The sequence below is a fragment of the Bdellovibrio bacteriovorus genome, from assembly GCF_001592755.1.
Lineage (GTDB): Bacteria > Bdellovibrionota > Bdellovibrionia > Bdellovibrionales > Bdellovibrionaceae > Bdellovibrio > Bdellovibrio bacteriovorus_E.
In genome coordinates, this window is the sequence record NZ_LUKF01000012.1 from 144,386 (window position 1) to 162,203 (window position 17,818).

Consider the following 17,818-nt stretch of genomic DNA (forward strand, 5'->3'; position numbering starts at 1 on the left):
TATGTTAAAGCTAGACGCACAGGTATACCAAAATAAAGTCTGTAAGCAAAGGATTCTAAAGTGAAGATTTCTCCCGAAATTCTAAACCTGGTTCCCTATAAACCTGGTAAGCCGATTTCAGAAACGCAACGCGAATACGGTTTAACGACAGTTTATAAACTGGCAAGTAACGAAAATCCCTTAGGTCCCAGCCCGAAAGCCATGGATGCGGTTAAAAGAGCTTTGGATCACCAAAATCTTTACCCAGATCCTTCTCACTATGAGCTTTTGCAAACTCTTTCTAAAGAGTGGGGTGTGCCTACCAAACAATTGGCGATTGGCAACGGAAGCGACGAGCTGATTGATCTTTTGACTCGCATTTACTGTGAGCCTCAAGACGGTGTTTTAACGTCCGTAGCGGCTTTTAACGCTTACGAGGTCAGTGCACCCGCGAATCGCGCGGTGATTCGTAAAGTGCCGATGAAAGAGGGTTATCGCTTTGATTTAGCAGCCATTGCCGAACATTTCTTTGCACATCCTGAACAAAATATTCGCCTGGTGTTTGTTTCAAATCCGAACAATCCCACAGGAACATATGCGCCCAAACAAGAGGTCGAAGCCTTCTTGGAAAAACTAGGAAATCGCGATGATGTGATGATTATTTTTGACGAGGCTTATAATGAATTTGTTCGCGCCTCTGATTATGTTTCTGCTCAAAAATACATCAACACGTATAAAAATCTGATTGTACTTCGCACCTTCTCAAAAATTTACGGTTTGGCCGGCTTCCGCATCGGCGCCATGGTGGCTCCTCCGGAGGTTGTGGAGGTCTTTAACCGTGTGCGCAAACCGTTTAATGTCAACGATTTAGCGCAGGTCGCGGCAAATGCGGCTCTGCAAGATAAAGAATTTATTGAGCGTTCGCAGCAGATTTGCTGGAAAGGGCTTGATTACTTCTACAAGAAGTTAGAAGAATTAGGCCTGCCTTACATTCCATCTCAAGGGAACTTTGTCATGTTTGACACCCTTCGCGACGCCGCCAAGGTGAATGAAGCCTTGTTACGTCGTGGGATTATTATGAGACCGCTATTGAACTACGGGTTCAAGACGCATCTGCGTTTGAGTGTAGGCCTTGATCATGAAAACCAAGCGGCGATTGCAGCTTTGGCTGAAGTGCTCAAAGAAATACCGGCGTTGTCGTAAGACAGCGCCCTAGTTGGAGAGTAAATGGGAATGGTTATTACGATTGATGGCCCTGCGGCCTCTGGGAAATCTTCTGTAAGTAGAGAACTTGCTCGTCGTTTGGGCTGGCAATGGGTTTCTACAGGAGCTTTCTATCGTGGTTTGGCCTTCGCCGCTCTTCAATTGCAAATCGATCTTGATGACGTGAAGTCATTAACAGACCTGACGCACAATCCGGTATGGAGCGTGCGTATGGAGCATGATCGCACGAAAGTTTTCTTTAAAGACCAAGATGTCACAGATTTGATCGCTCACGAAGACGTGGGTAATTTCGCTAGTAAAGTCAGTCACTATCCCGAAGTGCGCAAAGCTCTTTTGGAAGCACAAAGAAACTGCAGCAGTGGCCCTCAAGGTTTAGTTGCTGAAGGCCGTGATTGCGGAACTGTTGTTTTTCCTGAAGCGGAAGCCAAAGTTTATCTTACTGCAAACAGTGAACACCGCGCCGCTCGTCGTGCGGCTGAGCTAGGCCTTGCTCAAGACGATATGGTTAAAGCGCAGCAACAGCGTGATCATCAAGACTCTACTCGCAAAGTAGCTCCTATGGCTGTTCCTGATGATGCGTTGGTTGTGGATACAACAGCTCTCAATCTTGAACAAGTCGTCGACAAAGTCGTCGAATACGTCAAAAACAAAATTTAACCAAAAGGTGCCAGAACCAAAAGGTGCCAGGGGATTTCTGGCTTTAGCGACGGCAGGATTCCAGAAGGATTTTTTTGCCGTTAGCGGGACCCTGCATAACAGTGTAATCCGTGAAGATGCCACGACCTGTTTTATAATTCACTTCCAGCGATTGTTTCGCTGTGATCATACCCATTCTTTTTTTACTGCCTACGATGTGAAGACCGTCGCCATCATTTTTAAGCAATTGATTTTCGTGGTGAATGGCAATGACGGTGGGACTTTCAGCTTTTTGCGCAGGTTCAACCGCGATATCACCAAAATCCGTTAAAGAAATATTGTAATCGCGACAGCTGACGACAACTTCGTTTGTTGCAGAGGCCGCACCGGCAAATGACACCGTCAGAAGAAATAAGCTTAAAGATTTGAATGTCATAGAGGCCTCCGAAAAACTGTACTTATCCCCTATACAAGCTCTGTGCCCTGTCAGCTGACGTATAAAGGGGGAAGGTCGCGGAAGTGACGCCCAACGCCTGCACAGGCATGAAAAAAACTCAAAGACCCGCCTGTTTTTAGTCAGGGCCGAGCCAAGAGTTTTGGAATTTAAACGGCCTTCTTTTTTAATAGTTCTATGAAAACACTTCGCGGAATTATTTTAGATGTGGATGGAACTTTGATCGATAGCAATCACGCTCATGCCGAATCCTGGGTTCGCGCCTTGGGGGAGTATGGCATTGTCACGACCTATGCCGAAGTCCGCGAAAAAATTGGAATGGGTGGAGACAACCTCTTGCCTGCGGTCAGCGATATCGAAGAAGACAGTGAAAAAGGAAAAAAGATTTCTCGTCGAAGAGCTGAAATATTTCAGATCGAGTATTTGCCTTATTTGAAGCCCTTTAAAAAAACTCGTCAGTTGATTCAGTTTTTCCAGCAAGAAGGTGTGAAGATGGTCGTGGCAAGTTCATCTTCAAAGGAAGATTTGCAAGGCTTGCTTAAGATGGCTCACGTTGATGATCTTTTGCCGCAAAGAACTTCAAAAGATGACGTCGAAGTTTCTAAGCCCGCACCTGATATTATCCAGGCTGCTTTAAAGAAACTGCAGATCCCGGCTTCCAATACCGTGATGTTGGGCGATACGCCTTATGATATTATCGCTGCCCAAAAAGCGGGCGTCGAAACCATCGCTTTGACCTGCGGCGGCTGGAGCGCCAAAGATTTATCCGGAGCCGTGGCTATTTATCGCGATCCCGAAGATTTTTTGTGGCACTTGGAGAAAAACGGTCGTCCTGAAATCAGTGGTGATTCAAAACATCGTTAATCTTGTGCAGCAGGGCCGCACGATTTACGGGCTTGGTTAAATGCGCATCGCAACCAGCGGCGATGGAATTGTCGATTTCTTCGGGCAGAGCGTGTGCCGTCAAAGCGATGATCGGCTTCTTGTATCCTTGAGCACGCAAACGCCGTGTGGCCTCAAGACCGTCCAAACCTGGCATCTGCACGTCCATTAAAATCACATCGAAGTTATCTTGGAATGCCTTATCAATGACTTCATAGCCGTTAACGGCGGATTCAACACGGAAGTGACTGTTTTTAAGGAAATGTCGGATCAAGAGTTCGTTGTCAGGCATGTCCTCGGCCAGCAGAATACTTTTTTCATGACCGTCGACAACGATGGCGGGATCAGGAGTAGCTGCGTTTTTCTTCTCGGCTTCCTTAATTCCCTGCAAGTGATCTTCATCTTCAGAGGTGATGCTAAGAAGGAATGTGCTTCCTTTACCCAGTTCGCTCTTTTCTAGAATCAGATCTCCACCTAAAGACTTCGCAATATGGCGAGAAAGGATCAGGCCCAGTCCCGTGCCACCAAACTTTCTGGCGATCGAACTGTCAGCCTGACTGAAGGGTTGAAAGAGTTTTTTCTGACCGTCGGCCGAAATACCGACTCCGGTGTCTTCGACCTCGACGTAAAGGACGTTCTTGTCATAGATGTGCTCGGCTCTTAGGCGCAAAGTGATAATTCCTTTTTCGGAAAACTTAATGGAGTTCCCAATCAAATTCACTAAGATCTGTCTTAAGCGCAGTTGATCAGAGCAAATTTTTTTCGGTAAAGAACTTTGTTTGATCACGTGGATTTGGATTTTCTTTTGCTCGGCTAACAGCCGCAAAGAACTGACAACTTCATCAATAAGTTCCGTAAAGCTGAATGCGGATTTTTCGATGGGGACTTTGCCGGCTTCAAATTTTGAAAGATCCAGAATATCATCAATCAGACGTAAAAGCTGACTGCCGTTGGCCTGAATGCGCGACAAGTGTTCTTTCTGTTCGGCATTTAATGATTCTGTGGAAAGAAGATCGGCAAACCCCAATATCGCATTCATAGGCGTGCGAATCTCGTGACTCATATTTGCTAAAAACTGCATCTTGGCTTGAGTGGCCGCCTGCGCGACTTCTTTCGCCTTTTTTTCTCTTTCAAATGACTTATTTAATTCTGCCGTGCGATCTTCCACGCGTCGTTCAAGCTCGACCTGAGCTTGAATCAGCTTTTCTTCAATGGCTTTGCGATCGGTAATATCCTGAGTGGTTCCCAGCATGCGTACGACATTGCCATCGTTGTCTAAAAGAACACGCCCCCGACTTTGCACGAAACGAGAAATCGTTTTTGCCGGAAGGATCTTATAGTCAATATCCAGATAGGATTTATGAATTAAACATTCTTTAAAGGCCACTTCGACGCGATGACGGTCTTCGGGGCTGACTAATCGAAAAATATCGTGAATGTTCACTGTTGAGCCGATTTTTTCCATCGACAAAATGGAATACATCTCATCTGAGAGTGAAACCGAATTATCAATCGTATTCCAATCCCAACTTCCGACATGAGCAATGGCCTGAGCTTCTCGCAGCTGGGCTTCCCGAGTGCGGATCACCTCATCAGCTTCTTGTTCACGGCGAACTAAAATACGATCAAAAATAGAACCGGTGAGTGCGATGATTAATATCATGCAAGTCAGCCCACCCACCACATATGCCAATGTGTTGGTGCCTAAGACGGCCCCTGCAAAAGAGGGATAGTCGTGAAGATGTTCAAAAGTGGCGGCCTCCATACCTACGTAGTGCATTCCGGAAACGGCGGCCCCCATCAATAAGCTTGCAAAGACGTGAAGAGTGAAAGGGCTTTTTGAAGTTCTAAATTTTAAAGAAACCCCTAAAGCAGCGAAAGAAGCAATCGCTGCAATGACCACTGACAGCGCCACCAAAGTATAATCCCAAATGATTCTTGCAGGCATGCGCATAGAGGCCATGCCAATGTAGTGCATACCTGCAATGGCCACCGCCATTATCAAGCCCCCAAGAATGATGGAATAAAGAGGAACTTTTTTTCGACTGATGATGAAGAAGGCTAAGCCTGATGCACTGATCGCGACGACAATGGAAAGTATTGAAAGCCAGACGTCATAGGCCATCTCCATTCCCGGCATTTTCAAAGCTAACATGCCGATGAAGTGCATGCTCCAAATGCCGATACCCATGACGATGGCACCGATCGAAAGCCAATAAAGACTCGAGCGACCTAAGGTCTGCTGTATGCGAAGAATAATATCCAGCGCGACGTAAGAAGCCATCGTGGCCACGACAATCGATAGGGCAATAAGTCCTGGACTCCAAACAGTTTGCATCTCCATATCCCTATACTAGCACTGGTACAAAAACGGGTTAGTGTTTTGTCTAATCACGGGTGTGTTTGTGCTAAAGTGCATTCGCGATGGCAGACCTATTTTGATACAGGAAGGAGGGTGGATTTTTTGAAAAATGACCCGGATCATTTTCTTAGCAGATGACATAGCGGATCCTTCAGACAAGGAGTTATGTATGTCATCACTGAAGACGTTCACAATTGGAACACTGGCGATTCTAAGCCTCGCCGCTCAGGGGGCTTGGGCATCTGAAAACATCAAAGGGGAAGAAGTGGCCGTATTGACGGATGCGCCGGCTGTGCCACCTCCCATTCAAAGGAAGCACGCGACAAAAGTTATTGTTAATCTAGAAACTAAAGAAATTAAAATGAGACTGGCCGACGGAGTGGATTATACATTCTGGACATTCGGAGGCAAAGTTCCAGGTAAATTCATTCGCATTCGTGAAGGGGACCATGTCGAGTTTCATCTGCACAATCATCCTTCCAGCAAATTGCCCCACAATATCGATTTACACGCGGTGACTGGTCAGGGTGGTGGTGCCGAGGGAAGCTTTACAGCTCCTGGTCACAGTTCTACTTTCAGTTTTAAAGCTTTGAATCCGGGCCTTTATGTGTATCACTGTGCAACCGCACCTGTGGGCATGCATATCGCCAACGGTATGTATGGTTTGATCTTAGTCGAACCCAAAGACGGTTTACCTAAAGTGGACCGCGAGTTCTATGTCATGCAGAGTGAATTCTACACTAAAGGCAAATATGGATCTCCAGGTTTGCAACCTTTCAGTATGGCCAAAGCGGTGGAGGAAAAAGCCGACTACGTGGTCTTTAACGGAAGTGTGGGCGCGCTTGCGGGTGACAATGCGATGAAAGCAAAAACTGGAGAAACTGTGCGTCTGTTCGTCGGTAACGGCGGCCCGAACTTAGTTTCTTCTTTCCACGTTATCGGCGAGATCTTCGACAAGATTTATGTTGAAGGTGGTAAGCTGATCAATGAAAACGTGCAGACGACTTTGATCCCGGCAGGGGGCTCTGCCATCGTCGACTTCAAACTGCAAACTACAGGTACTTACATTCTGGTGGATCACTCGATCTTCAGAGCCTTTAACAAAGGTGCTTTGGGAATGTTGAAAGTCGAAGGGGAAGCGGACAAAGACGTTTATTCCGGTAAAACTAAAGACGGAATTTACCTGCCAGAAGGTGGTGTCATCCAAGAGATCAGCACAAAAGAACCTAAGCTGATTCCAGCTAAAACTCTCGAAGACCGCATCGCTGCTGGAAAACGAATCTATGAGTCTTCTTGTTTTGCATGTCACCAAACGAACGGACAAGGTCTGCCTGGCGCATTCCCTCCACTTGCAAAATCAGATTACCTGAATAGCAATAAAGAAAAAGCGATCTCGGCTGTGGTGAACGGACTTGAAGGCGAAATCAAAGTGAATGGCAAAGACTACAACTCTGTCATGCCGGCTCAGTTGTTGAGTGATGAAGAAGCCGCCAACGTTTTGACTTATGTTTATAGTGTTTGGGGCAATTCGAAAAAATCGGTTTCTCCACAAGAAGTGAAAGCCGCAAGAAAGAAATAGGTGTCTTATGAAGCATTATCAAAGATGGATTCTTGCCGGAATGATGATAATGCTTCCCTGCCTTGCACGAGCTGCAGACCGAGTATTAATCCCCGCCGGTGAATTCAAAATGCCGGCGGTCTTAAACAAGACTAGCATTCCAGTGAAAGCTTTTTACTTAGACCGCCATCCCGTCACGAATAAAGAGTTCCTAGAGTTCATCAAAAAGAATCCGGAATGGTCTAAGTCCCAAACCAAAAAAATTTTTGCCGACAAAAATTATTTGAACCATTGGAGCAAGGATTTTTCTTACGATGATCCTCGCTATAATAACATGCCGGTTGTTCAAGTAAGTTGGTATGCCGCCCGCAGCTATTGCTTCTGGAAGGGAGGACGGCTTCCCAGTATTGCGGAGTGGGAATATGTCGCTCTTTTTCCTTTTCCCGGTGGTCCGACTCTTCAGAGCTTGATCTTAGAGTGGTATGGCAAATCCTCGGAGTGGCCACTGCCGGCCGTGATGAGCCGTCGTGCGAACTCTGCGGGAATACATGATTTGCACGGGCTCATCTGGGAGTGGGTCGAGGACTTTAACTCGTCCCTCGTCACAGGTGAATCACGGGCGGATTCCGCTTTAGATAAGAATTTATTTTGCGGTGCCGGCAGTGCTGGCGCGGCAGATCCCTCAGACTATGCCGCCTTTATGCGCTATGCATTTCGCAGCAGCCTTAAGGCAGCCTATACAGTGCAGAACCTGGGATTTCGTTGTGCCCAGGATAAGGAGCCGTTATGAAAAAATATCTTTTACCATTGTTGTTCATAGGTCTGTTGTCAGGAGCTGGATTCCCAGATGATTCCATCTACAACCTGAACTCCACTTTCCTCAATGAGCAGGATAAGAATGTCGCAATCACAGATTTACAAGGAAGTCCGGTGGTAATTTCAATGGCGTACACAGGATGTGTCTACACATGTCCGCTAATCTTGGCGCAAATGCAGAACATTGAAAAGGAAATGGATAAACAAGGACGTACAGATGTTCGTTACGTGCTTATCAGTTTTGATCACGAGCGCGATACTCCGGCTGTTTTACAGAAATATCTAGCCAATAAAAAGCTAAGTAAAAAATGGTCTTTATGGACTTCTAAGACAGATAAGGCGCCGCGCGAGGTCGCAAACGTCTTAGGCATCAAGTATAAAAAAATGGAAGGCGGAGATTACGATCACTCGTTCATCATTTCTGTTTTGGACGAAAAGGGCAGAATTAAATTTCAGCAAACAGGTGCGGACGGAAAACCGTCAGACATGGTGCAAGCGTTAAAAAAGTAAAGACTTTTGATCGTGATCAAGGAACCGAAGTTCTAAATAGGGTTAATTTAGAGTTCAAGGAGACATCATGAAAGAATTTGTAATTGAAGCCCAAAAAATTCCACCACAACAACGTCACAGTCATATTTTTGAAACCTTCGATAATCTGGAAGCGGGCGAAAGTATCGTCATCGTCAATAACCACGATCCGGTGCCTTTGTTACGTCAATTTGAAGAAAACCGCCAAGAACAGTTCCAACCCGAGTATTTAGAAAAAGGACCCGAAGTGTGGAAGCTGCGTCTGACGAAACTTAAAAAAGAAGGCTGTTGCGGTTTCTGCGGAGGCTAAGACAGAAGCTTCTCACACAAGACGAAAAGGCATCCGTCTTCTTTAGCAATATGCAGCTTTAACAGACGGATGTACTCATTTTTTAAAGAAACAAAAAAGTCCTTATAAAGTTTTTCGTTGGATTGGTCTTTCAAAAAAAGAAGGGCTTGGGCGAGTTCGTCGCTTAATACGTGTTCCCCCATAGGCATGCTTAAAGGATTGTGCTCATTGAGCCACGTAAACTGTGGATAAGCGTGCGGGCGAGGCAAGCCCTGAGCATAGGCCCGCTTCAAGAGTTCTTCAGCCACAGACTTCGGATTTAAGTCTAATTCCATGCCGCGAAAGAATGTGCATAACGGCCCGCCCTCTTGGAGTAACGGATGATCCGCAATCAAGGGAAATAGAGCTTGTTCTTCCAGTGGATGATGGATTTCTTCGACCAGCTTAATGATATCAAAAATATCTTTGTCTTCAGAGATCATGTTCAGCAGGGTCTGATGCTGCTGTCGAAGCTCTTCTAATATTTTTACCATGGCGAATGTCCTCCAGTATCTGCGGGTTCAAAATTTCAAGGTGCCTATCGTCGGTGCGGATCCAACCGTGCTTTGTCCATTGGCTTAAGATACGAATCACAGTCTCGCTTTGAGCTCCAATGCGCTCAGCAATATCAGTGCGGGTCAGAGGAATTTGCAGACGATAGCTACCTAAGAGTTCTTGTTTCTTTAAAAGACGAGTTAAGAGGTCGGCGACCCTCGTGGGGGTTAGCTGCCGCGAAATACAAATGTCATTTTGTAACTCTAAGAATCTTTCAGAGATCTGTCGATTTACCAAATCCCGGACTTCCGGGATTTTTTTTAGCAAATCGTTATACACCGAAAGGGGGATGCTTAAGAAGGTACTGTCTTCAATGCACTGAACTGTCGCAGGATGCTTAGGGGCCGGTAAACCCGCCATCGCTATTCCCAAATATTCCCCACGCCCAAGAAAGTTAAAAATCTTTTTTTCAGAGGAAGAAACGGAGTCATAAACGCGCACCGAGCCGCACAGAACAATGAAGATTTCAGTGATCTTGTCATTTTTCCGGTACAGAACCTCGCGTGCGGAATGGCGGATGCATTTTATAAACGAGGCCCATTGCTTCAACTCAAGTTCTGAGGCTTTGTTGAATCCATCCAAAGATTTTAAACGTCGGACTATCTCGTTCATAGTGTCTCCTTGTATTAAGGCTGACATTGATGTCCTGGTAACAACATGATCGGGATCAATATTTCTTAATTTTGATCTGGATCATGTTCTTTTTTTTGGAAGACGTCCATTCTAGGAGGAGTCAGGAGTTCATTATGGAACAAAATCAACTAGATGCTTATCGAATTTTCTTTCCCGCAGGCTGGCTTTTATCTATCTGGGGCGTAGTTTTGTGGATTCTTTTTCCTTGGAAGCTAGTCAATTATCCAGGTTTTAGTCATCCCGAGATTATGATGGGAGGATTTTTTCTGTGTTTTGTATGCGGTTTTCTTATGACGGCTGTCCCACGTTTCACAAATACTTTTGGGCCGACTCGGGCCGAACAAAATTTTTCTTTTATCGCCATTGCGGGTTTGTTTGCAAGCTTGCTGGTTTCGCAGAAGGCGGCTTTTTATGGTGCCGTATTGCTCTGTCTTTTCTTTTTAGTTTTCTATAGCGCTCGCAGATTTTTACAAAGAAAAAGCAATCCGCCGGATTCTTTTATTTTCGTCGCGGCCGGTTTGCTTTCAGCGATCGCCGGAACTTTCATTCTATTTTTAGCAGAGTTCGTGAACCTTCCTTCGGGCCTCTATTCATTGGGGCGAAGTCTTTTTCTGCAATGTTATATTATGTGTTTGATTTTAGGAGTAGGCTCTCGATTGATTCCGGCTTTGCTCGGCTGGGGCCCGCTTCCCACGGAGATGCATAAAACTTCACGCCAGGTTTGGTTGTTTGCCGGGCTTTCGTTCTTTTTTGTTTTGAGCTACTTCTGTGAAAGCCAGGGCCACACTTTAGGTGCAGCCCTTCTTCGCGCGGCGATCGTAACGCTGATTTGTTTTAAATTCTGGAGGTTATATAAGTTCCCGCAAAGAAGGGGTGTGCAGACTTGGGGTCTGTGGTCCTCGGCGTGGTCACTGTTATTGGCGTTCTGGGCCTTGGTTTTTTTACCGTCGTTCCGCATTCATATATTGCACATAGTTTATGCTTCCGGAATGGGTCTTATGACATTTATGATCGCAGTGCGGGTGATTCTTTCGCATGGTAAGCACAGTATGATTTTAGAAAAAAGCTCCAAGCTTTTGGGGCTCGGAGCTTTCTTGCTTTTCTTCGCCGGATTGACCCGCTTTTCTGCGGGACTGGCTCCGCATATTTACCAGTCCCATCTTTTGTACGCGGCCGTTACGTGGATTGCTGGAGCTCTGGTCTGGGGCTGGGTGTTCCTGCCCAAGATTTTTCATGTTGGGACTTCGCATGATAAAAGCGTTTAGCCGCTTCTTTCTGACGAGCGGAACTGAACGATGAGATTCGTTTCAAGTAACCAATGACTCGTGTGGCGTGATCGACATTATCACTGCCACATTGAGGGCAATGGTGCAGAGTGCGTTTGTCGATAGCCTCACACACGTTGCAAATCGTGATTTTGACATTCACACACCAGTAATTGCATCCCGTTAAAGCTGCAGCATGGATCAATTTGTAAAATCCCTGAGCGGTTAGCTTTTCTTCAAGGTTCAAATGCAATGCGGAACCGCCATCAAGATATTCCATCATTTCCGCTCCATGCAGAATCATTTTATCAACCGCATTGACGTCGTCGTTTTCAACGACATAGAAGTACGAGTTGTAACAGTCTCTGGAGGCGGTCAGTCCGTCGGCGCGATCCCAGGCAGAATTTTTCACACCTAGATTTTCTGCGGGAACAAACTCGGTGTTAAACATATATCCATAAGTTTTGCGAGCGGCACGATTGGCGTCAAAAATAGTTTTCAGCTGTTGTTTCAAGAAAGCTTTATACCGAGCATTGTTAGAAACCTGATAGCCCAGATATTCCGCCGCTTCGACCATTCCGTTAATACCGATCGTCAGAAATTGTTTGTCGAGCGTGATAAACCCCGCGGAGTACGCAGTTAATAAACCGTTATCGAAATAATCTTGCATCAATTTACGATAAGCGACTTGGTACTTTTGAATTTTCTGAACCGACTCAAGCAAATCCAAATTCTTTTGAACCAGGCGATTCATATTCAAAGTGATCACGTTAATAGAACCCGTCGCGACGCCGCCAGCTCCCAGCGAATAACTGAAGGTGCGGTCTGAGATCTCATTGCGCAAGCGACAGCAACTTGCCAGGCTGTCCGCAGAGTCACTCATGTACATAAAGAAGCTATTGCCTTCACTCAATTCTTTCGCGCACATATGAGCGAAGCTGGGATTCAGGGGGCCTTGATCGCCCGTCAGCATAGCCGCCGTTACTACGGGGAAAGTTAAAAGCGCCTTGGTTCTTTCCTGGTTAAACCAACTCATAAAATGTGCCTGCAATTTTTCGACTGTTTTCCAGCAAGGTGTGTCGCCATCGGGGAAAACGAAGTCTGCGAAAAGAGATTTAAAGTACGACTCGTCATAAAGCGAGATATTCCAGAACACGGATTGGTAACCTCGAGCGGCCGCAGGTTGATTCAAGGCATACACCACGTGTTGCAGATGATTGTTAATAAGACGAGTGTGAGTTTCTAAGTAGTTATCGCCATAATCTTTTCGCGCAAAGTGATCAAAATACATCAGCCACTCGACCGTAGCGACGGCACCGGCAAACTGGGACGAAATAGCAAAGACCAGATTTACAAAACAGCCGCAGAAGCTTTCTAGGTGTCGGGGAGCCTGAGACTCTCCTCCAAGTTTTTTCAATCCATCCAGCAAAAGAGGATACATCGAAATAGAAGCGCAATAAGGTTTAAGAGAAGTTTCATCATGGACATAAATCTCATGGGCTTCGATTTGACGAATGTATTCATCGGCAAGTTCAGTTCCGAAAAGACTTTCAATTTTTTTGCGGACCAACGCGCGATTCACTTGAATATTGATGTCCTTATTCAGTTCAGATTCCATGGTCGCAATATTTTTATGAGTGACGTTGGCATTGGCATCGAATTTAGAGCCTTCAGCGGCATTGGCGGCGCGGATGTAGTTTTCGATAAATTGCATTTTGGTATTGAGCTGTTGCTCGTTCAAGCGAAGCATGTTGTCTCCTTGGTTGTTATCTTTGAAAAAGATGATTGAGTGTCTGTTGGGTTTTTAAATCGATAAATTTTTGATTGGTCGTCGGCGAGTTCAGCCCGCCCAGCTCGGCGCGCCACGGCCCGACTTTGAGAAAGTCCAAGTGATCTTTAAGGGACGAAGGAACATCGTCCAATCCCGTGTAAAGAGCGGTGAGCAACCCTTGCTGCTGGCAAAGAGTTAGAAACGAGATAAGATCTTTCGCGTGCCATTCACCACCTAAAAAAAGAACGCAGGTGATTTTGTTTTTATATTCCATCAAAAGCTGCTGCAACAACTCCACCGTGAGTGGGGAACCCGTTTTTTCCGTCCAGAGTTCTGGAGAGTGACAGCCGGGGCATTTCAGGGGACAGCCGCAGACATAGAAGGCAAGGCTGATTTGGTCGGGCACTTCTTGAAAGACGATGTCGTACTTGTAGATGTTCATGGTCACCTTCCATAAAGAAAGGATAGACCTTAGATTTTTATGATCACTACCTATTGTTTGAAAATATGACCGATATCACTGTATCTAGTGATGTTTATAACAACAGTTGGATCTGCTTATGATTCATCTTAATTTTTCCTTCGCTTTCCAGTTCGGCTAAAGCGCGGGAAAATGTTTCTGGACGAAGCCCTAACATCAAAGCCACATCATGTTTCTTGCCGTCCAACTTTATCACGGGCGTTTTTTGTTGTTCTTGCAGACGTCCTAAATGAAGCCACACGCGGTCTTTCGCAGACGGGGTGTTGATGTTTTCAATAACCACATCCAGATTGTTCATCCATTTAATCAGCGAGCCTACGACGGCTTGGTACAAAGAAAGATTGGACTGAATGATGTTTTGAAACTCTTTTTTTGGAAGGAACATGACTTCCGTATTTTCATTTGCGACAAAAGTGTCGCTGTGGCGGTCCTGACCCAACACGCTGCCTTCGCCGAAGGTTTTTCCTTCTCCCAGAATTTGTAAGACAATTTCTTTTCCTGAAGGAGAAAGCTTAGAAATTTTCACAGACCCGCTAGTTATCAGATAAAGGCCATTGATCTCTTCACCAGCTTCAAAGATGAGCGAATTTTTCACGAACTTTTTTTTCTTCATAAAAGAAAGTAAATCCGAGATCACTTTTTCTTCCTGCGAAGAACAGATGGGGCAATTCAGTTTATTTGCTTCGCTCATATAGGTCTCCTTCACGGGGCGCCGAATCCCTACATTATCAATTTCTATTGTGAATAGAAATTGATAAGAAGGGCTTGATAACTAATTGAGTGAATCTACCAGCCTGGGTGGAGGTCATCTCAAATAGGGTTCAGATAAAAGCAAAGCCTTCGCTGATAAAGCTGTGGTGTAGGCCGACGACCGCCAAACGACCGGGTAGCGCGCAATAAAAGTGGCGGCATAAAAAACTTGTCCCGCCCAGTAAGTGCGACCCGCTGAATCCTTTTGTGCTTGGGAAAGTAAAAAACGAACGCCTCTTTTTACACGCGCCCGATGCAGTTCATTTTCGGAGTCACCAAGCAGGATGAGCGTGTTCAGGGCCCAGGCTGTTGAGTGCACATAATCAGGTCGCGCTAAGAAACTGTTGCGCCAGGAACCGTCTTTGCGCTGCTTGCTGATAATATAATTGATCAGCCGCTCTTTTGATGGTTCTAGGCAAGACACTCCCGATTGAAGAGCTGTCGCCATCGTGTACGGCAGAGCATAGTAGCTTGGATAGTACATTCCACAGAAATAAAACTGTTTGTTCCTGACAACACGGTTCAGATGATCGCAACTAGCACGATATCCCGGGCCTGAAGTTTTTTGGGCGAGCTTCAGAAGTTTTAAAACATTGCCGTTCACCACGCAGTCAACGTCATTAAAATTAAATGGAATTCGTGTGCCGCGATGAGGAGCCGCAAAAATATTTCGAGGCATATCGGGATTTTTCTCATCCCACAACCAGGTTAAAAACGCACCGGTTTTGAAATGTCCCTGAGCTGCATTGTAAGCATGAGGCACACGGTTTAAATCGCGTGCGTAAGAAAAAGCATTTATCACTTGCGATGGAAGATCGGGTGAGGCGCGATTTTCAATCATGTCCCGATAACGCATCAATGTGTAAGACACGGACGTCGTATCCGCATCGGGAGGAATATTCGCAAAACCTTTCCACTGTGGTGCTAAATACATATATCGCGGTTGTCGAACTCGGACGCCCTTGAAAGTCGCTGGAGGATAAAAGTTGAACAAGGAACCCCAATAGTATTTTTGAAAGCCCTCGATGGTTTTATCGATCATCGGTGGAATCAATGTATAGCGTGAGTCGTGCAAATAAATTTCTGCGAGCACATTGGCGACGGAGGAGGCGACAAAAGCCGTAGGCTCTTCAAACGGAACATTGAACTTACCAACACCGATCGCGCTAGGTACATAGGACGTCACACGCGCTCGCCACTGTCCTAAATCGTAACCATCCTTGCCGGATGTTTGATAGTGCTCGATAAATTCCAAAGCAGATGAAATCTGTTTATCAAAATAAGGACGAGCGTGCGCGCCCAGCGAAACGAACAATAACAAGATTCCAAATAAGCTTCCGTGCACAAGGCCTCCTGATCTGAAATATGCTTTTCAAAAACAGAGGCTTTGTCAGGAAAAAGAGCGTCTTCTTGCTGGCAAACAACCGCGGAATCGGGACAATCCGGAAGGACTCACTCGTCGGAAGTGGCGCACTGGCGGCGGGTTTTTAGGAAAATCGAAGAATCAGCGGGCGGGGGATTCAAATTTGAGAGCGGCGGAAACTGCTTCAAATGCAATACATTCGTTTTAAGCCTCCGCTCGGCAGGACCCCTTTTGCCGCTCTTAACAGAGTGCGCAAAACCTTTGACTTTCGCCCCCTTAGCTCGCTAAACCATTGATTCGCCCAAAAGAGGTGAAGAAAGGTTACGGGTAGGATCCCAGAGGTTCTACTACGTGGGAGGTTTACAAAAACTAATATGACAAAACAATTAAACAAAGCCGAGCTTGAAAAACAGAAAGTTCTAGCTTTCTTGGATGCTGAAGACGCTAAGGTTCCAGCAAATCCTGGTATCTTGAATGCGAAAGCAGATAAAGGTGACTTCGAAAATCTATTTGAAGCATCTATGAAAGAGCAAGACTTCAAAGTCGGCGACGTTGTTACTGGTACAGTAGTCGAAGTTCAGTCTGACTACGTTCTAGTTGACATCAACTACAAGTCTGAAGGTTTGATCGCTATCAATGAATTCCGTATTGTTGACGGTGTTCGTGAAGTGAAAGCTGGAGACAAAGTAGAAGTTTTGATCGACCGTATCGAAAACGAAAACGGCATGATCGTTCTTTCTAAAGACAAAGCTGACATGCTTCGCGCATGGACTGATATCTCTAAAGCAGCTGAGAACGAAGAAGTTATCGAAGGTACTGTTGTTGCTAAAGTTAAAGGCGGCTTGAGCGTTGATATCGGCGTTAAAGCATTCTTGCCTGGATCTCAAATCGATCTACGCCCTGTTCGCAACATGGACGTTTACCTTGGTAAGAAATTTAAATTCAAAGTTATCAAATTCAATAAGAAACGTGGCAACATCGTTCTTTCTCGCCGCGCTCTTCTTGAAGAAGAACGTGACAGTCTCCGTTCACAAACTCTTGATACTATGGCGGAAGGTTCTATCGTTACTGGTGTTGTTAAAAACATCACTGACTACGGAGCATTCATCGACCTTGGTGGCATGGACGGATTGTTGCACATCACAGACATGTCTTGGGGCCGTGTAAAACATCCTTCAGAAATGTTGAATGTTGGCGACGAAATCCAAGTTAAAGTTCTTAAATACGACAAAGAAAAAGAACGCGTTTCTTTGGGCATGAAGCAATTGACTTCTGATCCTTGGGAATCTGTTAAAGCTTCTTATCCTCCAGGCACTAAGCTTAAAGGAAAAGTTGTATCTTTGGCTGAATACGGTGCATTCGTTGAGCTTGGCGAAGGTATCGAAGGTTTGATCCACGTTTCTGAAATGTCTTGGACTAAACGTGTGAAACATCCTTCTCAAATCGTAAACGTTGGTGACGAAGTTGAAGTTGTCGTACTTGAAGTCGACACTGAAAACCGCCGCATCAGCTTGGGTATGAAACAGCTTCAAACTAATCCTTGGGTTGAAATGAAGGAATCTTATCCTCCAGGAACAATCATCGAGGGTGAAGTTAAGTCTGTAACTGACTTCGGTATCTTCATCGGTATTGAAGAAGGTATTGACGGTCTAGTTCATATCTCTGACTTCTCTTGGACTAAACGCGTAAATCACCCAAGTGAGATGTTCACTAAAGGTCAAAAAGTACGCGCGGTTGTTCTAGGTGTAGACATCGAGAACGAAAGATTCTCTTTGGGTATCAAACAACTTGAGTCTGACCCTTGGTCTAACATCGAGAACAAATACGCTATCGGTACACAACACGACGTTAAAGTAACTAAAACAGCTGATTTTGGTGCTTTCGTTGAGCTTGAGTCTGATATCGAAGGTTTGATCCACATTTCTGAACTTACAACTGACAAAATCAACTCAGTTGAAGACTTCATTAAGCCAGGTCAAACTGTAAAAGCTGAAGTGATCTCTATCGACAAAGATGCTCGTAAGATCGGTTTGTCAGCTAAGCTTGTTAAACTTCGCGAAGCAAAAGCGGACGTTGACGATTACGTTAAAAAAGCGACTGCAACATCTAAGTCTACTTTCGGTGACTTGTTTGCTGACCAGTTGAAAAACGTAAAAACTGACAAGCAATAGTCTGGGCGCATACCGCCGAGGCGTTGACTAAAAAGTCATAAAGAGGGACCCTAAACAGGTCC

At 45.4% G+C, this 17,818-nt stretch carries 17 protein-coding genes; 9 read left to right on the forward strand and 8 right to left on the reverse strand.

Translation table 11 applies throughout. The features are described from left to right. Positions 1-60: 60 nt before the first annotated feature. Positions 61-1,182, forward strand: coding sequence for a histidinol-phosphate transaminase (gene hisC / locus AZI85_RS07430; protein ID WP_063243489.1), 1,122 nt, complete (start codon positions 61-63; stop codon positions 1,180-1,182). 24 nt (positions 1,183-1,206) lie between these two features. Beyond that, complete coding sequence (gene cmk, locus AZI85_RS07435; RefSeq protein WP_063243490.1) at positions 1,207-1,860, forward strand: (d)CMP kinase; 654 nt, start codon at positions 1,207-1,209, stop codon at positions 1,858-1,860. A 43-nt stretch (positions 1,861-1,903) separates the two neighbouring features. Here the strand turns inward: cmk and AZI85_RS07440 are convergent, their stop codons facing one another. Further along, entirely contained in the window at positions 1,904-2,275 is a 372-nt protein-coding gene (locus AZI85_RS07440) for a hypothetical protein (RefSeq protein WP_063243491.1), read from the reverse strand. 195 nt (positions 2,276-2,470) lie between these two features. On the opposite strand from AZI85_RS07440, the gene AZI85_RS07445 reads away from it, so the two are divergent. Beyond that, positions 2,471-3,157, forward strand: coding sequence for an HAD family hydrolase (locus AZI85_RS07445; protein ID WP_063243492.1), 687 nt, complete (start codon positions 2,471-2,473; stop codon positions 3,155-3,157). Here AZI85_RS07445 and AZI85_RS07450 read toward each other — a convergent pair. Continuing rightward, positions 3,132-5,513, reverse strand: a complete 2,382-nt coding sequence (locus AZI85_RS07450; protein ID WP_063243493.1) for an MHYT domain-containing protein — start codon at positions 5,511-5,513, stop codon at positions 3,132-3,134. The genes AZI85_RS07445 and AZI85_RS07450 overlap by 26 nt on opposite strands. A gap of 193 nt (positions 5,514-5,706) precedes the next feature. Between AZI85_RS07450 and nirK the strand changes: the two genes are divergently transcribed. The 4 genes from nirK to AZI85_RS07470 all read left to right on the forward strand — a co-directional run bounded on the left by nirK (position 5,707) and on the right by AZI85_RS07470 (position 8,749). Next, positions 5,707-7,116 carry a copper-containing nitrite reductase gene (gene nirK / locus AZI85_RS07455; protein WP_063243494.1) on the forward strand — a complete coding sequence of 470 codons (1,410 nt, stop codon included), beginning with the start codon at positions 5,707-5,709 and terminating at the stop codon, positions 7,114-7,116. A 7-nt stretch (positions 7,117-7,123) separates the two neighbouring features. Continuing rightward, on the forward strand, positions 7,124-7,885 hold the full coding sequence (locus AZI85_RS07460; RefSeq protein WP_063243495.1) for a formylglycine-generating enzyme family protein: 762 nt from the start codon (positions 7,124-7,126) through the stop codon (positions 7,883-7,885). After that, the gene (locus tag AZI85_RS07465) at positions 7,882-8,421 is read left to right on the forward strand and encodes an SCO family protein (RefSeq protein ID WP_063243496.1); all 540 of its coding nucleotides are present in this window, start codon (positions 7,882-7,884) and stop codon (positions 8,419-8,421) included. The genes AZI85_RS07460 and AZI85_RS07465 overlap by 4 nt, the downstream gene beginning before the upstream one ends. Before the next feature lie 67 nt (positions 8,422-8,488). Beyond that, entirely contained in the window at positions 8,489-8,749 is a 261-nt protein-coding gene (locus AZI85_RS07470) for a DUF2249 domain-containing protein (protein ID WP_063243497.1), read from the forward strand. On the opposite strand, the gene AZI85_RS07475 is transcribed toward AZI85_RS07470, so the two are convergent. Together AZI85_RS07475 and AZI85_RS07480 are read right to left on the reverse strand one after the other, a co-directional pair. Further along, positions 8,746-9,261, reverse strand: coding sequence for a hypothetical protein (locus AZI85_RS07475; protein ID WP_253720896.1), 516 nt, complete (start codon positions 9,259-9,261; stop codon positions 8,746-8,748). The genes AZI85_RS07470 and AZI85_RS07475 overlap by 4 nt on opposite strands. Next, positions 9,200-9,934: a Crp/Fnr family transcriptional regulator gene (locus AZI85_RS07480; protein WP_063243499.1), complete on the reverse strand. Its 735-nt coding sequence runs from the start codon at positions 9,932-9,934 to the stop codon at positions 9,200-9,202. The genes AZI85_RS07475 and AZI85_RS07480 overlap by 62 nt, the downstream gene beginning before the upstream one ends. A 134-nt stretch (positions 9,935-10,068) precedes the next feature. Between AZI85_RS07480 and AZI85_RS07485 the strand changes: the two genes are divergently transcribed. Next, on the forward strand, positions 10,069-11,220 hold the full coding sequence (locus tag AZI85_RS07485) for an NnrS family protein (RefSeq protein WP_063243500.1): 1,152 nt from the start codon (positions 10,069-10,071) through the stop codon (positions 11,218-11,220). Here AZI85_RS07485 and nrdD read toward each other — a convergent pair. From nrdD to AZI85_RS07505, 4 genes are all read right to left on the reverse strand, one after another. Next, positions 11,132-12,970, reverse strand: a complete 1,839-nt coding sequence (nrdD, locus tag AZI85_RS07490; protein ID WP_063243501.1) for an anaerobic ribonucleoside-triphosphate reductase — start codon at positions 12,968-12,970, stop codon at positions 11,132-11,134. The genes AZI85_RS07485 and nrdD overlap by 89 nt on opposite strands. Positions 12,971-12,986: 16 nt before the next feature. Continuing rightward, positions 12,987-13,433, reverse strand: a complete 447-nt coding sequence (gene nrdG / locus AZI85_RS07495) for an anaerobic ribonucleoside-triphosphate reductase activating protein (RefSeq protein WP_063243502.1) — start codon at positions 13,431-13,433, stop codon at positions 12,987-12,989. A gap of 94 nt (positions 13,434-13,527) precedes the next feature. Beyond that, positions 13,528-14,163 (reverse strand): Crp/Fnr family transcriptional regulator, encoded by a 636-nt coding sequence (locus tag AZI85_RS07500; protein ID WP_063243503.1) that lies wholly within the window; start codon positions 14,161-14,163, stop codon positions 13,528-13,530. Between the two features lie 114 nt (positions 14,164-14,277). Further along, positions 14,278-15,567: a prenyltransferase/squalene oxidase repeat-containing protein gene (locus AZI85_RS07505; protein ID WP_253720897.1), complete on the reverse strand. Its 1,290-nt coding sequence runs from the start codon at positions 15,565-15,567 to the stop codon at positions 14,278-14,280. A gap of 392 nt (positions 15,568-15,959) precedes the next feature. Between AZI85_RS07505 and AZI85_RS07510 the strand changes: the two genes are divergently transcribed. Continuing rightward, the gene (locus tag AZI85_RS07510; RefSeq protein ID WP_172795317.1) at positions 15,960-17,756 is read left to right on the forward strand and encodes a 30S ribosomal protein S1; all 1,797 of its coding nucleotides are present in this window, start codon (positions 15,960-15,962) and stop codon (positions 17,754-17,756) included. Positions 17,757-17,818: the final 62 nt, after the last annotated feature.

Excerpts from the sequence above, each read along its gene's own strand:
- AZI85_RS07475 (WP_253720896.1), bottom strand. The coding sequence starts at position 9,261 with ATGGTAAAAATATTAGAAGAGCTTCGACAGCAGCATCAGACCCTGCTG.
- AZI85_RS07460 (WP_063243495.1), top strand. The coding sequence starts at position 7,124 with ATGAAGCATTATCAAAGATGGATTCTTGCCGGAATGATGATAATGCTT.
- AZI85_RS07485 (WP_063243500.1), top strand. The coding sequence starts at position 10,069 with ATGGAACAAAATCAACTAGATGCTTATCGAATTTTCTTTCCCGCAGGC.
- cmk (WP_063243490.1), top strand. The coding sequence starts at position 1,207 with ATGGGAATGGTTATTACGATTGATGGCCCTGCGGCCTCTGGGAAATCT.
- AZI85_RS07470 (WP_063243497.1), top strand. The coding sequence starts at position 8,489 with ATGAAAGAATTTGTAATTGAAGCCCAAAAAATTCCACCACAACAACGT.
- AZI85_RS07500 (WP_063243503.1), bottom strand. The coding sequence starts at position 14,163 with ATGAGCGAAGCAAATAAACTGAATTGCCCCATCTGTTCTTCGCAGGAA.
- AZI85_RS07440 (WP_063243491.1), bottom strand. The coding sequence starts at position 2,275 with ATGACATTCAAATCTTTAAGCTTATTTCTTCTGACGGTGTCATTTGCC.
- AZI85_RS07480 (WP_063243499.1), bottom strand. The coding sequence starts at position 9,934 with ATGAACGAGATAGTCCGACGTTTAAAATCTTTGGATGGATTCAACAAA.
- AZI85_RS07465 (WP_063243496.1), top strand. The coding sequence starts at position 7,882 with ATGAAAAAATATCTTTTACCATTGTTGTTCATAGGTCTGTTGTCAGGA.
- nrdD (WP_063243501.1), bottom strand. The coding sequence starts at position 12,970 with ATGCTTCGCTTGAACGAGCAACAGCTCAATACCAAAATGCAATTTATC.
- AZI85_RS07450 (WP_063243493.1), bottom strand. The coding sequence starts at position 5,513 with ATGCAAACTGTTTGGAGTCCAGGACTTATTGCCCTATCGATTGTCGTG.
- AZI85_RS07445 (WP_063243492.1), top strand. The coding sequence starts at position 2,471 with ATGAAAACACTTCGCGGAATTATTTTAGATGTGGATGGAACTTTGATC.
- AZI85_RS07510 (WP_172795317.1), top strand. The coding sequence starts at position 15,960 with ATGACAAAACAATTAAACAAAGCCGAGCTTGAAAAACAGAAAGTTCTA.
- nrdG (WP_063243502.1), bottom strand. The coding sequence starts at position 13,433 with ATGAACATCTACAAGTACGACATCGTCTTTCAAGAAGTGCCCGACCAA.
- nirK (WP_063243494.1), top strand. The coding sequence starts at position 5,707 with ATGTCATCACTGAAGACGTTCACAATTGGAACACTGGCGATTCTAAGC.